General features: G+C 64.4%; 17 protein-coding genes. 8 read left to right on the forward strand and 9 right to left on the reverse strand.

What is annotated here, in order from left to right:
• Window positions 1–150: 150 nt before the first annotated feature.
• On the forward strand, window positions 151–1,548 hold the full coding sequence (locus LDH74_RS09390) for a tRNA(Ile)(2)-agmatinylcytidine synthase (protein ID WP_226042239.1): 1,398 nt from the start codon (window positions 151–153) through the stop codon (window positions 1,546–1,548).
• A 75-nt stretch (window positions 1,549–1,623) separates the two neighbouring features.
• Here the strand turns inward: LDH74_RS09390 and LDH74_RS09395 are convergent, their stop codons facing one another.
• Window positions 1,624–1,827 carry a hypothetical protein gene (locus LDH74_RS09395; protein ID WP_226042240.1) on the reverse strand — a complete coding sequence of 68 codons (204 nt, stop codon included), beginning with the start codon at window positions 1,825–1,827 and terminating at the stop codon, window positions 1,624–1,626.
• A 172-nt stretch (window positions 1,828–1,999) separates the two neighbouring features.
• Window positions 2,000–3,646 carry a hypothetical protein gene (locus LDH74_RS09400; RefSeq protein WP_226042241.1) on the reverse strand — a complete coding sequence of 549 codons (1,647 nt, stop codon included), beginning with the start codon at window positions 3,644–3,646 and terminating at the stop codon, window positions 2,000–2,002.
• Between the two features lie 234 nt (window positions 3,647–3,880).
• Here LDH74_RS09400 and LDH74_RS09405 point away from each other — a divergent pair, with 234 nt between their 5' ends.
• The 3 genes from LDH74_RS09405 to LDH74_RS09415 all read left to right on the forward strand — a co-directional run bounded on the left by LDH74_RS09405 (window position 3,881) and on the right by LDH74_RS09415 (window position 7,762).
• Window positions 3,881–4,993 (forward strand): GTPase, encoded by a 1,113-nt coding sequence (locus LDH74_RS09405; RefSeq protein WP_226042242.1) that lies wholly within the window; start codon window positions 3,881–3,883, stop codon window positions 4,991–4,993.
• A 216-nt stretch (window positions 4,994–5,209) separates the two neighbouring features.
• Complete coding sequence (locus LDH74_RS09410) at window positions 5,210–6,925, forward strand: Na+/H+ antiporter NhaC family protein (RefSeq protein WP_226042243.1); 1,716 nt, start codon at window positions 5,210–5,212, stop codon at window positions 6,923–6,925.
• A gap of 48 nt (window positions 6,926–6,973) precedes the next feature.
• Entirely contained in the window at window positions 6,974–7,762 is a 789-nt protein-coding gene (locus tag LDH74_RS09415; protein WP_226042244.1) for a VOC family protein, read from the forward strand.
• A 138-nt stretch (window positions 7,763–7,900) separates the two neighbouring features.
• On the opposite strand, the gene LDH74_RS09420 is transcribed toward LDH74_RS09415, so the two are convergent.
• From LDH74_RS09420 to LDH74_RS09445, 6 genes are all read right to left on the reverse strand, one after another.
• Entirely contained in the window at window positions 7,901–9,454 is a 1,554-nt protein-coding gene (locus tag LDH74_RS09420; RefSeq protein WP_226042245.1) for an NAD-dependent epimerase/dehydratase family protein, read from the reverse strand.
• Window positions 9,455–9,634: 180 nt separating this feature from the next.
• Window positions 9,635–10,813 carry a DegT/DnrJ/EryC1/StrS family aminotransferase gene (locus LDH74_RS09425; RefSeq protein ID WP_226042516.1) on the reverse strand — a complete coding sequence of 393 codons (1,179 nt, stop codon included), beginning with the start codon at window positions 10,811–10,813 and terminating at the stop codon, window positions 9,635–9,637.
• A 93-nt stretch (window positions 10,814–10,906) separates the two neighbouring features.
• The gene (locus tag LDH74_RS09430; protein WP_226042246.1) at window positions 10,907–11,290 is read right to left on the reverse strand and encodes a universal stress protein; all 384 of its coding nucleotides are present in this window, start codon (window positions 11,288–11,290) and stop codon (window positions 10,907–10,909) included.
• 431 nt (window positions 11,291–11,721) lie between these two features.
• Window positions 11,722–12,033: a hypothetical protein gene (locus LDH74_RS09435; protein WP_226042247.1), complete on the reverse strand. Its 312-nt coding sequence runs from the start codon at window positions 12,031–12,033 to the stop codon at window positions 11,722–11,724.
• Window positions 12,030–12,377 carry a winged helix-turn-helix domain-containing protein gene (locus LDH74_RS09440; protein WP_226042248.1) on the reverse strand — a complete coding sequence of 116 codons (348 nt, stop codon included), beginning with the start codon at window positions 12,375–12,377 and terminating at the stop codon, window positions 12,030–12,032. Before LDH74_RS09440 ends, LDH74_RS09435 begins: the two co-directional genes overlap by 4 nt.
• Window positions 12,378–12,482: 105 nt before the next feature.
• Window positions 12,483–15,056, reverse strand: a complete 2,574-nt coding sequence (locus LDH74_RS09445) for an MMPL family transporter (protein ID WP_226042249.1) — start codon at window positions 15,054–15,056, stop codon at window positions 12,483–12,485.
• A gap of 160 nt (window positions 15,057–15,216) precedes the next feature.
• Here LDH74_RS09445 and LDH74_RS09450 point away from each other — a divergent pair, with 160 nt between their 5' ends.
• On the forward strand, window positions 15,217–15,975 hold the full coding sequence (locus LDH74_RS09450) for a helix-turn-helix domain-containing protein (protein ID WP_226042250.1): 759 nt from the start codon (window positions 15,217–15,219) through the stop codon (window positions 15,973–15,975).
• A gap of 80 nt (window positions 15,976–16,055) precedes the next feature.
• Here LDH74_RS09450 and LDH74_RS09455 read toward each other — a convergent pair whose 3' ends face one another.
• Window positions 16,056–16,793, reverse strand: coding sequence for an alpha/beta fold hydrolase (locus LDH74_RS09455; RefSeq protein ID WP_226042251.1), 738 nt, complete (start codon window positions 16,791–16,793; stop codon window positions 16,056–16,058).
• A 370-nt stretch (window positions 16,794–17,163) separates the two neighbouring features.
• Between LDH74_RS09455 and LDH74_RS09460 the strand changes: the two genes are divergently transcribed.
• From LDH74_RS09460 to LDH74_RS09470, 3 genes are all read left to right on the forward strand, one after another.
• A complete protein-coding gene (locus LDH74_RS09460) occupies window positions 17,164–17,328 on the forward strand; it encodes a hypothetical protein (protein ID WP_226042252.1) in 165 nt (54 codons plus the stop codon).
• 509 nt (window positions 17,329–17,837) lie between these two features.
• The gene (locus LDH74_RS09465) at window positions 17,838–18,902 is read left to right on the forward strand and encodes a glycerophosphodiester phosphodiesterase (RefSeq protein WP_226042253.1); all 1,065 of its coding nucleotides are present in this window, start codon (window positions 17,838–17,840) and stop codon (window positions 18,900–18,902) included.
• A 391-nt stretch (window positions 18,903–19,293) separates the two neighbouring features.
• Window positions 19,294–20,415 carry a recombinase XerD gene (locus tag LDH74_RS09470; protein WP_226042254.1) on the forward strand — a complete coding sequence of 374 codons (1,122 nt, stop codon included), beginning with the start codon at window positions 19,294–19,296 and terminating at the stop codon, window positions 20,413–20,415.
• Window positions 20,416–20,515: the final 100 nt, after the last annotated feature.

Here is a 20,515-nt window from a genome sequence, read left to right on the forward strand (position 1 = left end):
GATTCCTCCTATAAGACGTTTTCCCCGGGATGTCCGTGTCCCGTGTCGCGATTGCGGGTCGTATCGGGAGTATACTTATATAGGTGATTACGCGACTGCAGCGACGGAGATCCCGAAAGGCGTTACTCGACCGGCGTGCAAGCACGGGCGATGACCGTCGTCGGGATCGACGATACCGACTCGCGCGAGCGGGGCATGTGTACGACGTACGTCGCCAGGGAGATCGCCGACCGGCTCCGGAACGCCGACTCGGCGAGCGTCTCGAGGCTCCTCCTCGTCCGGCTCAACCCCGCCGTAGAGTACAAAACGCGGGGAAACGCCGCGCTCGCGATTCACACAAATTGTGACCCCGACCACGCCTTCGAGATCGCTCGCGGGCGACTCGAGGCGCGTTCCGAAACCGACGACGAGCGGACGAATCCCGGACTGGTCGTGGCGGCGCACGATCCGGACGAAACCGTTCCCGCAGACGACGTGAGTCGATTCGCGCACGCGGCGATCCGGGACCACCTCGAAATTTCCGACGCCACGGCCCTGATCGACCGGCACGGCTATCGGTCGTGGCACGCCGGCGACGGCCGCGGGCGGATCGGCGCGCTGGCCGCGATCGGCGCGTGGACGGCACTGGGGGAGTGGACCGACGAGCACATCGCCTATCGCGAGCCCGAGCGGTGGGGGACGCCGCGCGAGGTCGACCACGAGAGCGTCTTCGCGGCGGCGGAGTGGGGCTATCCCGACGTCTGGGACACGGTCGACCGCGACGAGAACGAGACCGTCTGCGTCCCGCACACGCCCGGCCCGATCCTGTACGGGATCCGTGGCGACGAGACGGACACGGTTCGAGCAGTGGCCGACCGAATCGAGAGCGAACCCGTCGCCGCGAGCCAGCGCTTCGTGACCAATCAGGGGACCGACGTTCACCTGCAAGACGGCGCGATCGGAGACGTCGCGGACGGCCGAGCCTACCGGCTCGAGGGGTGGGTCGCGAGCGAACCCGAAACGCGACGCGGCGGACACGTGTTCGTTACTCTGGAGTCGCCAACCGGTGACAACGGGGCCACTGACGGTGCGGCCAACGATAATGCGGCTAACAACGGTTCGGCCAACGACAATACGACTAACGGCGGTGTGGCCACTGACGAGACGACCGGTGACGAATCGGCGAACCGACTCGCGTGCGCCGCCTTCGAGCCGACGAAGCGCTTTCGGAATCACGTTCGAGCGCTACGCGTCGGTGACCGGATTACGGCCTGCGGCGAAGTGTCCAGCGGAACGCTCAAACTCGAGAAGTTCGCCGTCCGCGACCTCGTGCGAACCGAGCGGGTCACCCCGATCTGTCCCGGCTGCGAGCGAACGATGGAGAGCGCCGGCCGGAATCAGGGCTATCGCTGCCGGGATTGCGGGACTGACGCTGCGGGGAAAGCGGAACGATCGCTCGAGCGCGACCTCGAGCCGGGGTGGTACGAGGTGCCGCCGTGTGCGCGCCGACACGTCGCGAAGCCGCTCGTCCGCGGCGGATTCGACGCGCCGACGCATCCCGAGCGGTAGCTCGGTCCGATTTTCGCGGGACGAGTCCGAAACGGGCTGCAGAGCATGAGACGACGGCCGCTCGAAGCCGACGGATCAGCGAACACTGATTCCGTGACGGGCGAGAAAGTCGCTCGCGGCTTTGATTTCGACGGGACTGCCGATGATTCGGCAGTGGTCCTCGCCGTCCGAGACGACGGAGACCGTGAACTCGTCGTCGAGCTGCGCTTCGAGGCCCTCGAGCGTCTCCCGGGGGAGGACGATCTGGGTGCTGTCACGCAGCTGCGACGCGTTTGACATACGGCACTGATTCCGCGCGCGCCGCTTATGTGTGTCGAAGTCCGTTGGTATTGGTAATGGTTCCGAGTGAGGGACCTCCGTGCACGAGCCTTCGGCATGGAAGTGTAGTCCCGGTACCTGACGGTCCCGCGGTCCCCGCTCGAGTGTCGAGCCTTGGCGATCGGTACTAGTATCAGCCCGTTCCGTGGACTGTCACCGTTCGCCTGTCGCTCGCGTGGGGCGATCGCACTACTATCGGGAACGTGTCGTCGTTGGTCACGGGGTAGGTTTCGTAACCGAGCGCGAGCCGCTGGGACTGGCCGGGATTGAGGCTCACGCGAAGCGTATCGACCACCTCGGGCGAGCGGCCCACGACGAGTTTGGTGTCGTGTCTCCCGGGCGCACTCCCCACGTTCTCGACGACGGCAGTCACCGAGAGCCACTCGCCGCCGGTCACCGGCGCGTTCGTCCCGGTGATCGAAACCGCGAACGTCGCCTCGTCCCGTTCCCCGCCGTCGCCGTTCCCGTCCCCGCTTCGGCCGTAGACGAGCACCGACCGTGTGGCAGTGTCATCGCCCGTTTCGACGGAGATGGGAAACTGGTCGTCGTTCTCGACGGGATAGGTCTCGTACCCCAGCGTGACGGTCGTCGTCTCGCCAGCGCCGACGGTTACCCCCCGCGTGTCGACCGTCGTCGGGTCGTCCCCAACGACGAGTTCGACGTCGCGGCTGGCCGGTCCGTCGCCGGAGTTATCGAGCGTCGCCGTCACCTCGAGCCGTTCCCCACCCGTCACGGGCGCGTTCGTCTCGAGGTCGGTCACCTCGAGGTGGCCGTGACTCTCGGCGTCGTCGGTCCCGATGACGGTGACGTCGGTCTCCGATGCCGCGTGGCGCGTCTCGACGCGAACGGGGAACGTCTGCGTGTTGCGCACGGTCGCCGTGGTGAACTCGAGTCGGACCGTCTCGCTGTTCCCCGCGAACACCTCGACCGTTTCGCTGTCGACGCGCGTGGGGTCGTGGCCGACGATCAGTTCGGGCGTCGCTTCGACGAACGCGTGGTAGGTGGAGTCCCCGTCGATCGCGATTTCTGCGTCGACGACGAGAACCTCACCCGAACGGACCGGCGCGTTCGTCCCGGTGATCCTCACATCGCGCACCGCGGCGATCGACGGCCCCTTGGTGCGGGCGACCGACAGGCGGCCGTCGCGACAGGCGACCCACGCCATCATCGGATAGCCGCCGATGAACCAGATCGCGTCGCGACCGGCTATCGCGTACGTGACCGTCGCCGTCGATCCCGACAGCAAAGCGCTGTCGACGTACGTCGCGTTGCGTCCTTCCTGCCAGAAGAGCCGCCGAAGTGTCCCGGATTCGTCGGCGGCGGACGCCGTCACTTCGACGTCGTCGCGTACCGTGATCGTGGCGTCCGGTCCCGGATCGGAGGTCGCGTCGACGCTCGGTGGCGCCGGCGCGTTCTCGGTGACCTCGACCGACCAGGTGATCGTCGTTCCGTCGACGGTCACGCTGACCTCGTGCGTCCCCGACTCGTCGAACTGACCGGAGGCGGCCGGATTGCCCGTGACGTAGGTGTAACTGTAAAACGGATCGTACGGCGTGACAGCGTCCCCGTCCGGGCCGTCGACCCGCCAGTCGGCCGCCTGCGGTTCGACACCGGGGGACGCCGCGGCTTCGAATCCGATGCCGTCGCCGGGTCGGACGGCCGTCGTTCGCTCCGCCGGGACGACTCGCTCGAGGGCGCTCGTCTGCGCACCCCCGACCCTCGTCGTCGCGATAGCACCCACGCTACTCCCCACTGCCGTAACGTATTCTCGCCGTCGCATACGATGACAGATGCATCACAGAACGGTATAGCTAACACAACCTTGGCGAACGGAACGCAATCGAGGAAACGAGTGTTCAGTTCGACGGGACGTCCGGGGACCGTCACTGGTCCGACCGATGTGGCCGTTCGAGTCGCTCGGAGCACGGCGGGACTCGTTCGGACGTCGTCGCCTCGCGTGCTTCAACGCGTGTCTCGAAAGGGTTTTTCGGCGCGGCCGGTTGCATACTGACAAATGGGGCTCGAGGACGAAATCGAGGAAATCGAGGACGAAATAGCCAATACGCCCTACAACAAGTCGACGGAGGCCCACATCGGCCGGCTGAAGTCGAAGCTCGCGGAGAAGAAGGAGAAACTCGAGACGCAGCAGTCCGGATCGGGCGGCGGCGGCGGGTATTCCGTCGAGAAGCACGGCGACGCGACGGTCGCGCTGGTGGGGTTCCCGAGCGTCGGCAAGTCGTCGCTGCTGAACTCGCTGACCAACGCCGAGAGCGAAACCGGCTCCTACGAGTTCACGACGCTGGACGTCAACCCGGGGATGCTCAACCACCGCGGCGCGAACATCCAGCTGCTCGACGTGCCGGGGCTGATCGAGGGCGCGGCGGCGGGCAAAGGCGGCGGTCAGCAGGTGCTGGCGGTCGTTCGTAACGCCGACCTCATCATCTACATGCTCTCGGTGTTCGAAATCGAGCAATACGACCGGCTCCAGGAGGAGCTCTACGACATCAACATCCGCGTCGATCAGGAGCCCCCGCAGGTCACGGTCCGGCCGAAAATCAAAGACGGCATCAAGATCACCTCGAGCACCGACCAGGACTTGGACGAGGACACGATCAAGCAGGTCATCCGCGAGCACGGCTACGTCAACGCCGTCGTCAACCTGCAAGAGAACGTCTCCATCGACCGGCTGGTCGACGGACTGATGGAGAATCGGGAGTACATCCCCTCGATCACCTGCGTCAACAAGGTCGATCTGATCGATCCCGATTACAAGGAGACGGTCGACGAGGAGTTACGTCAGCGCGACTTAGACCCCGAGGAAGTGACGTTCATCAGCGCCGAGGAGGAGAAGGGCCTCGACGTGCTCAAGGATCGGATCTGGGAGCGACTCGGTCTCATCCGCGTCTACATGGAGAAACCCGGCCGCGGCATCGACTGGGAGGAACCGCTCGTGGTCGAGCGGGGAACCACTGTCGGCGAGGCCATCGAGAAACTCGGGGGTGAGATGGAAGAGCGATTCCGCTTCGCCCGGGTCACCGGCCCCAGCGCGGCCCACGATCAACAGCAGGTGGGGAAGGATCACGTCCTCGAGGACGAGGACGTACTGAAGCTGATTCTGCGACGGTAGTCGGTTCGGCCCCACTCATACGTATCCGTCACCGCACTCACTTCTGAAAAGGATTCGTCGGAGAATAATGCAAAATAGTATACATTATCCCGAGGAATAGAGTATATAATGCGTTACATTATCAGTTCCCGACATCTCTCCACATAAAATGATTTATTTGACAGTATTCGGATCGGAACGGTGAAGAATATACGACGGCCCGAAGACTAGGTAGGTATGGCTGAATTCGGTGCACTCTCGCTGGCTCCGCCGCTGCTCGCGATCGTCCTCGCAATCTGGACGCGGCGACCGATCCTGTCGCTGTTCCTCGGGATCTGGTCGGGCGGAGTCATCGCCACCGGAAGCATCGGCATCGGACAAACGTTCGAGTGGATCGCCGCGGCGATCGCGGACGTGTTCCACGCGAATATCCTGGTGTTCACCCTGCTGCTCGGATCGGGCGTGGCACTGATCTGGCGACTCGGCGGTGCGACCGCCGTCCGCAACTGGGCGACGAGCCGACTCGAGACCCAGCGCAAGACCGGGCTGGCGACGTGGATACTGGGAATACTCCTGTTTTTCGACGATTACGCTAACACGGCGATCGTCGGCAGTACGATGCGCGAGATCTCGGATCAGCTGCGCATCTCCCGGGAAAAACTCTCCTACATCGTCGACTCGACAGCCGCGCCCGTCGCGACGATCGGGCTCTCGAGCTGGGTCGCGTTCCAGCTGTCGATGATCGACGACGGATACACCGCGCTCGTCGAGAGCGACGACTACGCCGTCACCGCAGCTGACACGCCGGGCGTGTTCGAGACGTTCGTCAGTTCGGTTCCGTTCAATACGTACTCTCTGCTGGCGATCGTCATGGTGGGCGTCATCGTCGTGTCACAGCGTGATTACGGAGAGATGCTCGACGCCGAACACCGATCGTGGCAGACAGGAAAAGTAAACCGCGACGAGGCACAGCCCCTCCAGGAAGTCGAGAAGGATCTGGGTGCGCCGATCGAGGATCGACCGATGCTCCGGACGTTCTTCGCACCGATCGTCGTACTGGTCGCGGTCACGCTCTCCGGGGCGTTCTGGACCGGCTATCAGTCGTGGCTCGACGAGCAGGCTGAGGCGGGCGCGACGACGTCGCTCGAGACCGCTCTCGGCAACGACAGCGTCGTACAGGTGCTGGTCGACGTCGTCGGCGCGGGCGACTTCGCCGCCGCGCTCGTCTGGGGCTCGTTCGCGATGGTCGCGACCCTGATCCTCATCGGTCTGGCCTACGACCTCTTCGATCTGGATGACGGTGTCGACACGATTCTCGAGGGATTCAATCTCATGCTGACCGCGGTGACGATCCTGGTCCTCGCCTGGTCGATCAGTGCGGTCGCGGAGGAACTCGGCACTGGAAACTACGTCGCCGGCGTCGCGGAAGGGGTCGTTTCGCCGGCCATTCTCCCGATCGTCGTGTTGCTCGTGTCGGCGTTCGTCGCGTTCACCATGGGCTCGTCGTGGGCGACGATGGGCATCGTCACACCGATCTCGATCCGCGTCGCCTACGAACTCACCGGCACGTTCGAACTCATGCCGGTGATGGTCGGGGCGGTGTTTTCGGGCGCGATCTTCGGGGACCACTCGTCACCGATTTCCGACACCTCGGTCCTCTCGGCGACGTTTACCGGGGCCGATCTCATCGATCACATCCGTACGCAGCTCTACTACGCCGGAACCGTCCTGTTCGTCGTGATCGTCTGTTACGCGCTCTACGGCTTCTTCGGTGTTCCGTGGATGGTCTTCCTCCCCCTCGGAGTCATCCTACTGATCGGACTCGTCTACGGGCTTTCGGAGATCGATGCCCAGCGCAAAGGCCTTGCTCCCAAGGCCTCCTCGGCCGACGTCGACCGCACCGGTCGAGAGCCCGAGGCCGAACCCGGATCCACCCCGGAAGACCTCGACTAGACCGCCGCCTTCGCCATATTTTTGCCGTCCGCAAGTCAGTGGTAGCATATGGACGGAACGCTCGATCACACGATGATTCGCGTCGCTGACCTCGAGGAATCGCTCGAGTGGTACCGGACCCATCTCGAGTACGAGGAGAAGGACCGCTTCGAGGGCGACGACTTCACCATCGTCTACCTCGGGCCGGAAGCGATGCACGAGGACGGGGCGATGCTCGAGATTACCCACAACGAGGGCGAGGAGCCCGAGGTCGGTGATGCCTGGGGCCACATCGCGGTCCGGGTTCCGGAGGGCGAACTCGAGGACTACTACCAGCAATTGATGGACGAGGGCGTCGAGGACTACCGCGATCCCGAGTCCTGTGGCGGCCGGTACGCGTTCGTGAAAGACCCCGACGGCCACGAGATCGAGATCGTCCAGCGCGATCAGGGCGCGCTGTGGTCGCTCGATCACACCATGATCCGCGTCGAGGACGCCGACGAGGCGCTTGGCTTCTGGACGCGCAAGTTCGAGTACGACGAGGTCGGCCGCTGGGAATCCGACACCTTCGCGAACTACTTCGTCGAACCCGAAGACGCCGCCCCTGAGGCGATGTCCGTCGAACTCACCTACAACTACGACGGCCGCAGCTACGAGATGGGCGACGCCTGGGGCCACCTCTGTCTCCGCATCGACGACCTCGCCGAGGACTGGGATCGGCTCATGACACGGGAGGCCGCGGACTACCGCGATCCCGAGAGCTGTGATAACATGTACGCGTTCACGACGGACCAGGACGGCCACGAGATCGAACTCATCGAGCGCGACCTCGAGGCCGACTCGCTGTTCCCGTTCTAGACGGGATTCTCGTTCTCCGCTCGCTTGCGCCATCGATCGGTTGTCACTCGACTGCCCATCGATCCTCTCGATCGATTCGACGGCCCCACAGGAGTTGTGGTCAGCAGTAAAACGCACGTCTCGAGCGGCCCCACCGAGTCATATGCCCGTGGAGGGCAGCGTCTCCTGCGTGGGGGGCTCGTGGTGGTCGGGAACCGTGGCTGTTCGTTCGAACTCATCGAGCCCCTCGAGACTCGCACAGTTGTTGTAGCGATCGGCGGTATAGTCGGTGAACTCGCCGGATTCGAACGCGGTCCGGAGCTCCTGACAGTGGTCGCGGACGGTCACGTCGGCCTCATAGCCGAGCACGTCGGCGATCCGATCGAAGGCGACCCGATAACTTCGGTCGTCCGTCCGATCGTCGTGATACTCGATCCCGGCGTCGGGGAAACAGTCGGAGACGATCGTCGCGAGTTCGTCGATCCGGTAGTTCTGTAGCGTCGATCCGACGTTGAAGACGGTATCCCCGACGTCCTCGATGGGCGCAGTCAGGCAGTCGACGTAGGCGCGTGCGGCATCGTCGACGTGGACGTTCGGCCGATACTGATCGCCGCCGAAGACGGGAACGACACCCTCGTGGTACGCCTTGGCGGGCAGCACGTTCCCGACCAGATCGAATCGCATCCGCGGCGATCGACCGTAGACCGTCGCCATCCGGAGGATCGTCGGCGAGAAGTTCCCGTCGGCGAAGGAGCGAAGCACTCGTTCGGACTGGATCTTCAACCGGGCGTACAGCGAGACGGGGTTGAGCGGCGCGTCTTCGGTGCAGTGTCCGGTATCGGCTTCGACCCTCCCATAGACGCTACAGGAGGACGCGAACAGGAAGCGATTGATCTGGTAGTACTTGGACAGCGACGCGAGCAACTGCGTCGAGTGATAGTTGTACTCGAGGGTCTTCCGCGGATCGAGTTCGGAAGCGGGGTCGCCGACGATGCCGCCAAGGTGGACGACGGCGTCGACTCCCGCGACCGCGTCGACGACCGTCTCCACCGATCGAGCGTCGCCCCGGATCACCGAGAATCGGTCGCGCTCGAGGAGGTCAGCGATCCCGGAATCGCCGTACAACAGCGGATCGAGCACGCGGACGTCGAACCCGTCGTCGAGCAGTTGTCGGCAGAGAACGGATCCGAGATACCCCGCACCGCCGACCACGAGGACCGTCTGGACGGCAGTCGGGTCGATTCCCCCATTGTGCGGTCGGTCGTCGTCAGCCACTACGGTCACGTCGACGCCGCCGTTCCCGCCGACGACCGGGACCACGGTGGAGCCGGTCCGATCACGTTCTATCGCGAATCCGATCCGGTCCCCCTTCGTTGCAGTGCCGATCCGATCCCCCGCCGTCGCGTCGGGTCGATCCCCACTCGCCGCGGACCCGTTTCGATCACCCCCAGTCTTCGAACTCAGTCGTCCGCCGGTCGGACGACTCGTTTCGTCCGCATCGATGACGGTCGGATCGTCGTTGACGACGGCCGATAGCGGCGTCTCCAGTGCGACCCCCGAACGAAGGTTCCGTCTGAGACGGTCGTTCGTCGCGGTCCCGACGAGCCGATTCTCCTCGTCGACAAGGACGATACCTCCCGATCCGGAGCGATCCATCTGGGCCATCGCTTCGCGGATTGACATCCCTTCGTCTGCTGTGACTGGCCATCTCATGGTTGCGTTATCGACTGCCGCACGTGGTCGGTCGGACACCGACGCCGACACGGCTTGTTCAGTCTACCCTGACGGTACCCCTTTGTTATGGATACGTTTTGGTGGCAGAACGGCCGCCAACGGATGCGCTTTCGGTTCGAATCGTCCGGAACGATCGAACCGCGCGAGCGGCGATCGCATTCACTTCGACCGGGCGTCTCGAGCCTCGAGACTCGGCGCAGTAGAACGGCCGCGTTCGATGCCCGCGCGGACGCCGGCGACGATCCGATCGACCTCCGCGGGGCGCAACTCTGGGTGAATCGGGAGGGAAAGCACGCGACCGGCCACGTCCTCGGTGACGGGCAGCGACGCCGACTCGTCGTCCTCATCGCTGTAGGCTTGCGTCTGATGGACGGCGGGTTCCCAGTAGACTTTCGACGCGATCTCTCGCTCGGTCAGGGTGTCGATAACGACCGATCGATCGACGTCCGCCCCGAGCGTGACCGTATACAGCTGATAGACGTGCCGGCCGCGACCGGTGGCCGTGTGCGGTTCGACGCCGGGCACGTCGGCGAGCCCCGTCGACAGGCGGTCGGCTGCACGTCGTCGACCGGTGATGTTAGCCTCCACCTTCTCGAGTTGAGCGCAACCGATGCTCGCGACGAGATCGGACATCCGGACGTTCGTACCGACGCCGACGTACTCGCCGCTGTCGGCCGACTGGAAGTACTCGTCGGACGCGCGACCGTGTGATCGATACCGTTCGACCCGAGCCGCGATCTCGTCGTCGTCGGTGACGACAGCACCGCCCTCGCCCGTCGGGAGGATCTTGTTCTGACAGAAGCTCAACGCTGCGGATTCCCCGAACGTCCCCAGGAGTTTCCCCTCGTAATCGGCCCCGAACGCCTCGGCCGCGTCCTCGATCAGCGGGATATCGGCGTCGGCGGCCAGCTCGGTGAGCGCGTCGATTTCACAGGAGGCACCGTAGGGGTGGACGGGGACGATTGCAGCCGTGTCGTCAGAAATCGCGTCGGCGACGGCGTCCGGATCGAGCCCGTAGGCCGCACGCTGGATGTCCGCAAATACCGGTCGTGCACCGACCTGGCGAACGGCGTTCGCCGTCGCGATGAACGTGAACGAGGGGACGATCACCTCGTCGTCCTCGCCCACGTCGTGAGCGGTCAGCGCGGCCACCAGTGCGGTCGTTCCCGAACTGACCGTCACCGCGTGTTCGACGCCGAGATACTCCTCGAGGCCCGCTTCGAACGCCTCGACGTACGGCCCGTTCGCCCAGTAGCTGCCTCGAGTGATAGAATCGACGGCGTTGGCCACGTCCCGCTGGTCCCACGGAATTTCGAACAACGGTATCGAGTCGTTCATCGACTCGTCCGTCATCGACCGATGAATTAAGTAGACGTTCGTTACCGTCCGGAAGACTGTCGTTTCGTCGGCCCTCGATCGACCGCTCGAGCGTCAGCTGTCGGGAATTTGGACGACGACGACCGGTCGGATCGCGTCCGCGAGGAGCCGTCGGGCGGTCGAGCCGAGTTCGTGCGTCGCATCGGGATCGCCGCCGTGTGCGCCGATGACGATTTCGTCGACATCGAACTCCCTCGCTGCCTCGGCGAGCGTGTCCGCGGGGGGACCGGAGCGACGCTCGGTCGCGACGTCACCGACGGTCGCGAGTCGAACGGGAGCCACGTTCAGCGCTTCGTCGCCGTCGCGGCGCGCCGTCGGATCGTCGGGCGGAACGACCGCGATCGCGGTCACGGTGTCGTCGCCCGTCGCTCGCTCGTCGAGATAGTCACAGATCGCCGCCGTCGTGTGGACGGAGTCAGTTCCCGCGAGATAGTGCATAGCGGATCGACGCTGTCGATCTCGAAGAAAGCTCCGGAACGTGACGCCGAGGCCGCGGGGACGCGGTCGTTTCCGATCCGGACGGGACGCCGTATTTTCCGACCCAGAAAACACACTCGTATAACTAATACAACGGCACTGTCACGAACGCATGGGGGACGAGAGAGGCCATCCCCACACGCCTTGGTGGTCCCCCGTGCTTCCCGTATCCGATCATCCCGGGGTCGCGACGCACGTCCCACGCAGTCCCGCGATTCCCCCTCTCGTGGGGCCGCGTTGCGTCGGCGGACCCCACTTGCTGCCGACAGGATTCGGTCGTCAGTGGATCGCTTCGGCCCGCTCCCGTCGCTAGCGGTACTGAAATTCCGTTGGCTCGGTTCGCTTTTCGACGCTGTCGTCCGCTGCTGGTGACCGTACTCTCGACGGTACCGTCAATGGTGACCGTACAACGAATAGGTGATCGCAACCAGACCCAGCAGCCGACTCACGTTCTCGAGCAGCGCGATGACGACCTGCTCGGGATCGACCAGCGTCGTGACCGCGACGTTGAGCAGGAACGGGAACAGCGTCAACAGGAGGAGCCCGAGCGCGAGATACAGCATGGACCGAGCATCGTTCCGGCGGTACCCACGGTAGGCCTGATAGGCGATGAGCGTCCCGAAGAGCGCGACGAGGAAGAGACTCGCGACGGTCAACAGCTCGAACACCGTCGCCTCGTCGATCCGCACGACGTTCCGACTCATCGCATCCCCTCCCACATGCGCGTAAACTTGTCGGCAACGTCTTCCTCGCGGTACGTCAACTCCAGAGAGAACGAGCCATCATCTAGCGACAGTTCCAGCCGGTCAAGATTCGCACTGTAGACGCTGTAGTGGTTGCCGTCCGGGGCGAGTTCCGTCTCTTCGGTGACGAGGTGACACTCCTCGAGTCGGTCGAGTCGCCGATAGATCGTCGGGAGGGAGGCGTCACACCGTTCGCTCAGGGTACTGGCAGACATGGGTTCGACGCTCGTATGGGTGAGGATGTCCCGTGCGTACTCGTCGTCGAGCACCGCGAGCAGCGTCGACAAGTCGGTATCCTCACTCACTGGTATACCTGTTTGTTTCGGTATAACTATGAAAAGCCGTCCGGTTTTTCTGAGTGAGAAAAGACTCCCGAAAGTCGTCGTCTGAGAGACGTGATTTCGACGCGATCAGGCGGCAGCGTCGGTATTCGCGTCCGCACCAACGTAGTCAGTGCGGAGTGCCCACACCGCGAGCAAACTCGGGAGGACGAGGATACTCGCGAGGAACGCGTATCCGATCGCGACGCTCGTGACGAATCCGAACCGCTGGAGCGACGGAACGAGCGCGAACACGAGCACGCCGAACCCGGCCGCGGTCGTCACCGCGCTGGCCAGCAACGCACCGCCGGTTCCGCGAACCGTCCGCCGAAGTGACGCGATGTGATCGCCGCCCTGGTATTCCTCGAGGAACCGTTCGCCGATGTGGATGGCGTAGTCGACGCCGATCCCGATCCCGATCGCGGCGATGATGGCCGTTTCGGGCGTGAACGCGATCCCCGCGAGGTACATCGTTCCGAACAACCACGCCTGCGAGAGCAAAACGGGGGCCATCACGACCGCGCCGAGCGTGAGCGTGCGATACCGGAGCCAGAAGATCAGCGTCAGGAACGCGACGATGACTCCGAACGTGATGAGGAATCCCTGTACGAGCGTCGTGAGCAACCCTCGCTGGACGAGTTCCTCGACGATCGGCTGGCCGGTCGCAGTCACCGTCAGGTCGGACGCTTCCTCGATCGTCGTCGCGACCTCGCGCATCTCCTCCGTGATCGTTCTGGTATCCGCCCCGCCGGACACGCCGACGGAGAGACGAAGCGCGCGATACTCGCCGTCGTCGCGGTGGATCGTCGCCTCGGCCGCCTCCGAGTCGGCGGCGTAGACGGCGTCGTACACCGCGGTGAGGTTCTCATCGGGCACCCCGTCGCCGTCCGTATCGGCCTCGTCGACCACGGCGGCGACCGTCTCGTTGGTCGCGGCGACCGACTCGATCGTCTCCAGCGGCCCGGTCGCCTGCAGGCTCCCGTCGGCCAGTTTCACTGCGGAGGACGTATTCGACGCGTGCGCCTTGCCGTCCGCGATCCGCTCGAGCGTCGCCGGATCGGTGACCGGTCCCTCTATCAGGAACTCGGCCCGCGACTGGTCGTTCGACTGGGCGAAGTTCTCGTCGAGGTACTCGGCGTTCGCGCGGAGTTCGTAGTCGCTCGGCTGAAACGGTCCGGGGAGCGAGTCCATCCAGTCCGGCGAGTCCCGCGGGAGGAAATCCGTCCGGTCGAGCGACGTATCGATGTCGGCGGCGGCGGCACCGCCCGCGACGCTCAAGAGGACTGCGACGCCGATGACGACGTACGGCGCTCGCCGGGCGATATCGGCCCCGACACTGAGAACGGTTCCCGCGATGCCACCTCGGCCGAACGCGGGCGACCGGCGAGAAAATCCGATCCGTCTGAGCAGCCCATCGACCTCGAGTTTCAGCGCGGGGAGCAACGCGCCGAAGACGAGAAACGCCGCGACGATCCCCGCGGCGCTGACGATGCCGAACTCTCGGATCGACTCGAGCGGACTGACCGCGTTCGAGAGGAAGCCGACGGACGTCGTGAACGTGGCCGCGCCGATGGCGATGACGACGCCGGTGAGACCGCGGCGCATCGCTTCTCGAGGCGTCGCGCCGGAATCGTCGAGTTGGGCCTCGCGATACCGCATCACCACGTGTAACGCGTAATCGATGCTCAGTCCGATCAACAGGAACGGAACGGCGATCAAGATCTGCGTCACGCCGATCCCCGCCCATCCCATGAATCCGGCCATCCACGTGAGAACGAGCGCGACGCCGACCAGCCCGAGCGCGACGTCGACGATATCACGGTAGGCGACGCCGAGAACGACGAGAATCAACAGGAGCGCGATCGGTGAGATGATCGCGAAGCTCTCGCCGGTCGCCTGCGTGCTCTCCGCGTCGACGATCCCGGCACCGAAGACGAAGCTCTCGGCGGACTGGAGCTCGCTCGCGGAGAGGTCCCGCATCTCGAGTTGGGCGTCGACGACGTCCTGGGGCAGGTCGTCGCCGGTCGCGTCGCTCGTGTCCTGAAACACGTACGTGACGCGTCCCGTCGCAGTCGTCGACCCCTGCTCGTAGTCGGTCGTCAACAGCGCGTAGGGGTCGACGGGCCCCCGAACGTCCGAATCGGGTGCCAGCACCCGTTCGACCGTCGCTTCGACCTCGCGTTCGGACATCGACTCGAGCTGTGAGATCTGTGTGCGAAGCGACGGCGTCGCAGACGGGCTCATATTACTCGCTGACTGCTCGGATCCGTTTCCGTCCGCGGACTGGCGAACGGCCGTCGTCGCGACGATATTCGAGAGGCCGACCGTCGGCCGGCGCTCTCGCAACGTCGCGTTCACGGCTGACTCGTTCGTCACGGCCTGCTGAAAGCGCAGCGTCTCGAGGAGCGACTCCTTCGAGAGGACGTTCTCGTCCCGGACCACGACCTGGACGACGGTCGTGTTCTCGCCCTCGGTCGTGAAGTTCTGCTGGAGCGCGTCGTACTTCTCGGCCTCCGTCGAGTCGCCCTCGAAATTCGCGATGGTCAGCCCCGAATCGACGTTTCCCGCTGCACTCCCGATGAGCACTGTCAGTACCAGCAAAACCGCGATAATGAGTTTGCTGTGGTCGGTCACGAACGCCGCGTACCGTTCGGCCGGATTCATTGCTCGACCGTTGCAGTCCGACCAGCATAAATATTGTACGTTTCTACTAAATACGTACACAGGCAAATCCCCGTTACTGATAGGCCCCCTGAACCAAGGAGCCACAATCGGAGCGCAGAATCACGAGCGGATCACGGGGTGCGAGCAACCGAATTTAGCTATGAGTACACGAGATGCGGTCGCGGCGTTGAAACGACTCGGATTACCGAACTATCAGGCGCGCGTCTTCGTCGCGCTCCAGGAGCTGGGGGAGGGGACTGCCCAAGAGATCAGCGACGTCTCCGAGGTTCCGCGTTCACAGGTGTACGGCACAGCCGACGACCTCGTCGAGCGCGGACTCGTCGAACTGACCGAATCGTCGCCCAAGCGATATCGGCCGGTGAGCCTCTCGGCGGCCCGCGAACAGTTGACCGATCGCCTCGAGCGCGAACGGGAGCGAGCCTTCGAGAACCTCGCCGAACTTCGGACGACGCCGCCCGAACGCGCAGACGACGGGTCCGTCTCGACGCTTCGCGGCCGGCAGCCGATCGACGACCGGATCGCGGAGCTGCTCGAATCGGCCGACTCGAGCGCCGTCTTCGTCGCGCCGTCGGAGAACGCAATATCCGAGACGATCGAAACGACGCTCCGAGAGCGGGCCGCGGAGGGAGTAGCCGTCACCGTCGTCACGGCCGAGGAATCGGGACGGGAGCGGTTCGCTGACAGTCCGATCACCGTGATCGTGATGGGCGAAGACAACCCGGCCGATTTCGCCGGACGAACGCTCATGGTCGACGACAGCACCGTGCTGTTAGCAGTTGCGACGGACGGCGATACCGTCGCCGAAGAGGCGATGTGGACGGCCGGGAGCAGTATCGGCCGCATATTAGCGCAGTTCATGCAGTCCGGAATCGAGTCCGGCAAGAACCGGCACTCGTAGCGGGCGGCGTTCGCTCGAACGTGTGATTTTGTATATCGAAATATGGTTTATTAGAGTGGCCGGTGCCCGATCGAGCCGTCTCAGGGGCGACCGACTGCCCACTCGAGCCAGCCGAACAGCCGCTCGAGCAACCGATCCTCGCCGTCCCGCGAGAATCGGTGGCCTTCGCCTGCGAATCGCTCGAGGAGGACGTCGGTCTCGAGTCGCCGGGCGGCGTCGAAGCTGTCGGCGGGATCGACGACGCCGTCGTCCCCACCGTGGACAATCGCGACCGGAACCGACAGCGTCGACGCGACGTCGTCGAACGGATACCGATCGAGGTGGTCGAAGAACCGCTGGTCGAGGCGCTCGCCGGTGTCGAAGGTCACCTCACCCTCGCGTTCGATCGTCGCCCGATACTCGTCGAACGTCTCATTGGTTGTCACCGGCGCTCGCGTGGCAATCGCTTCGACTCGGTCGTCGGCTGCTCCGGCGTGGAACGCGACTTTCCCGCCGAAACTCGAGCCGAACAGGGCGTACGAGTCGGGATCGAAGTAGTCGACGACGCGACGGAGGTCGTTCAGTCGCGCCTCGAGCGTGGACTCGGCGAACTCTCCGTCCGATTCGCCACAGCCGCGACAGTCGAATCGAACCGCGTTGTAGCCGGCCGCGACCGCACGGCGACATCGCCGCTCGTAGCTGCCGGATTTGTCGCTCCGAAGGCCGTGACAGAAGACGAGCCAGTCGTCGGACGGGGCCTCGTGATGGACGGCCGCGAGTTCCGGTGGCCTCCGTCCCGTCGCCGCGATCTCGATCCGGATTCGGTGTCGGTCTGGCATTCGTCTCCCACTGACGGCCCCAGCTTCCTTGACAGCGGTGTTCCCGGGCGATACGACTGGACTGATCGAGGTTCGAGCGCATCGACCGTCGGCTCCCCTCGTGACGAACTGCGCGGATGACCTCGCGTCGAGGCGCGAGGAACAGCTCACACGCGGATGAACCCGGGGGTTGCGGCGTCCGAACCGTCAATCGAATCGAGTCTCGAGATCGCTGTTGGTGCTCCCGGCTCGTTTCGACGGACGGGGTCGGTCGTGGTCTTCCCGGAACGGCCACCGTCGGATCCAGCGGCGGGAACTCGCGCCCGACTCGTCAGCCGAGCTATTCTCTCGCGGCAAACCGTTTTTCCGATTCGAGAGAGTCGGTTCCGCCATGACCCGCACCACCTACCGGTGTGCGTGTGGCGCACGCCTCGAGTTCAAACAGGACCTCGAGAAGGAGTCCGGAACGACGACGCCGACCTGGAAGTGCACGGACTGCGGGACGCCGGTGCCGGGGATGACCGCCGAAAAAATTCGCCATCAGGATCCGTCCTGAGAGAGGGTCGCAGTCGATGAGGTATCCGAAAGTGCCTTCGATCGCGACTCGTTTGTTGAGGTTCCTCGATCCGTAGCTGCGGCATTTCGTTCCGAGAACAGTAGATTGCGCTGCTCGCCGCGTCACCGTCTGCCAGCTTCCCGTGAGCCTCTCTCCGTTGTATATATTCTATAACGCTATATTAAATTCTCGTGCAGTGTGTGATCAGTGTGAATCTCCGTCTGTTCGTCGGCCCATATCGGAGAGCGACAAGGAGCGAGTGCGCTCAATCCACCGATCGAGGCGGTAAGACGGATTCAGAGAGTTCACAGACGTCTCGAGGCGGACGTCCTCTCCCAGGTTGGCCGGCCAGATCGATATGAAGGGGCTCGATACTACGCTCTGAGAGAGCGATCTCGGTCGCTGCAAGAAGCGATCAGTGAAAGACGTTCGCATGGGTATTTTCCAGTTCTGATATAGGCGGAAATTATAATCGGCTTTCACGTCAGTTAGTATTCCTGGACGTACAGATGTCCGATACCACTGACGAGAGGCGAACCGATCATCCGGACACGAGCGGCTCCGCGCTCCGCCGACGGTCGTTTATCGTCGCGGCGGGTGCGTCAGCGACGGGACTGGTCAGCACCGCCGGTGCATCCCCCGGTCACGGGACAGGACCTGGCGGTGCCGGCGATCGGCGAGGCGACGATCGAGACACAGATCGGTTCTTCGATCGTACGGGCGATCCGGATCTCATCGCTCACCGCGGGTTCGCCGGCCTGTATCCCGAAAACACCGTTGGCGCTGTCGAGGCCGCGGCCCGCGGCGGACAATCATCGTCTGCGCCGTCCCGCGGTGCGGATATGATCGAGATCGATGTCGTCCCGACGGCCGATGGCGATATCGTCGTCTTTCACGACGACCGCCTCGCCGAACGCGACGGCGGCGACCGTGGACTCACGGACACTGCGGGCGTCGTCTGGGAGACGGACACGGAGACCGTTACGAGCGCCGATGTCCTCGAGAGCGGGGAAACCGTCCCTCGCCTTCGGACCGTGCTCGAGGCGATCCCGAGTCACGTCGGCGTCAACGTCGAACTGAAGAATCCGGGCTCGTTCGACGTACGGTTCGCCGAATCGCTTTCGGGCGACGACCTCGAGACGCAGAAAGCGATCTGGCAACCGTTCGTCGCGCGGGTGCTCACGGTCGTCGACGACTTCGATCACGAGTTCCTCTATTCGTCGTTCTACGAGGCGGCGTTGGCGACGACCCGCGACGCGTCCGACTATGCGGTCGCACCGCTACTCTGGAACTCCGTTCGGGACGGCGTCGAGATCGCTCGACGGTACGACGCCGAAGCGATCCATCCGCCCTATCACATGATCCGTGGGACGCCGTTCTACGCCGATCAGCACTCCGAGGACGACGCGGGCTGGTCCGATATCGACCTCCTCGATGTAGCCCACGAGGAGGACCGGACCGTGAACGTCTTCACGCTCGAGACGTGGTACCAGGCGGAGCGGCTCGCAGCGGTCGGCGTCGACGGGCTCATCAGCGATCACGCTGACGTCCTCCGATTCGGCGCGACAAACTGAATCTCGCGTCGTTGCATCGTTGAGCCGCTACGTCGTTGCATCGTTGAGCCGCTACGTCGTTGCATCGTTGAGCCGCTACGTCGTTGCATCGTTGAGCCGCTACGTCGTTGCATCGTTGAGCCGCTACGTCGTTGCATCGTTGAGCCGCTACGTCGTTCATCGGTACCGTTCCGGATCCAGTGATCGATCCGTCTTTTTTCAGATTCCCCGTGACCGAAACACAGATTTAGGACGGAGGAGCAGTATCACACGAACGGATGATACGTGGTGTCGCCCCCGCGATCCGGTCTGAGCGTCCCGACGGGTCACTCGAGCGACCGGAAAGCGATCCGCGCCGGAACCGGCGACCGGCCGCGATCGCTCGAGCGGCTCGACGGCGGGTGATCGGCCCGTGACCGAGGTGGCGATCACGGACGCGGTCGACGCCTACCTGCAGCGAAAGGCCGTCGGCGATCCGGACGGCTCGGGTGCCGGAGCCTACGCGTCCAACGCGGAATCGATCCTCCGCCGGTGGGCCGACTGGCTCGATCGGGATCACGGACTGACCTCCCTGTTCGCACTCGAGGTCGAACACATGCGCGCGTACGCGGAGGAACTCCGGCGCAAAACCGGTCGCGGCGAGTACACCGCCTCGACCGCCGGCACGTACTACGCGGTCGTCCGGGCGTTCCTCTCGTGGTGCGTCCGCGGCGGGATCCTCGCGGACAACCCCGCCGCGACCGACCGCGCTGAGGCCGCGCTACCAACCGCCGACGAGCGACCGGCGAGCGATTTCTGGACCGCGCGGCAGCGTCGCGAACTCGAGCGGTACGTCCGCGAGCGGGCGCTCGATACCGGTCGATCGATGCACGAGCGACGCGGCCGACTGCGCGAGTACGCGATGGTAGCCGTCCTCGCTCACTCGACGGTCCGCGGATCGGAGCTGTTCCGGGTCCCCGACGACGATCGCCGGACGGGTGCCACGTGGGACGATGTCGATTTCTACACGGGAACGATCCGCGTCCTCGGAAAGTCTCAGCGACTCGAGGACGTTCCCCTCCCCGCCCGCGCCCGGACGCCGTTGCGCCGCTACCGGGTCGTCCTCGATCCGCCGTCGAACGACTGGCCGCTGTTCCCGACGGCCCACGCGCCGTCGATCGCCGGTCGCGTGCGGTCCGTGCTGCGCGATCGAGGGTACGACAACGAGACGATCGAATCCCTGCTCGAGGACGCGACGGCGACGGAACTCGCCCGTGAGCGCTCGATCGCGCCGCCGGCGATCACCACCGAAGGGGCACGGTCGGTGTTGCGGCGACTCTGCGAGGGTGCCGGGATCGACGTCGACGGCGACTATCTGACGCCGCGAGGCGTCCGTCGAGATCGATCGGGGGCGTCGTACCGACAGGAAGCGACGGAATCGAAGCCGACGCTTCGGGCGTCGGTGCTCGAGCAGTCGATCGTCGTTCCGGACTCCCGGTCCACGGTAGTAGATGCCGAGCCGGTCGAGGGCGACGAGTCGACGGATACGGACTAAATGAAGGGTGACGATCGTTCTCTCGTGAACTTGTACTGTTCGCATTCGATGCTGTGATTTTCTTTCGAGTCGTACTCGATACAGCAGTGAACGGAACAGT

The organism is Natrinema sp. DC36 (assembly GCF_020405225.1).
Classification (GTDB): domain Archaea; phylum Halobacteriota; class Halobacteria; order Halobacteriales; family Natrialbaceae; genus Natrinema.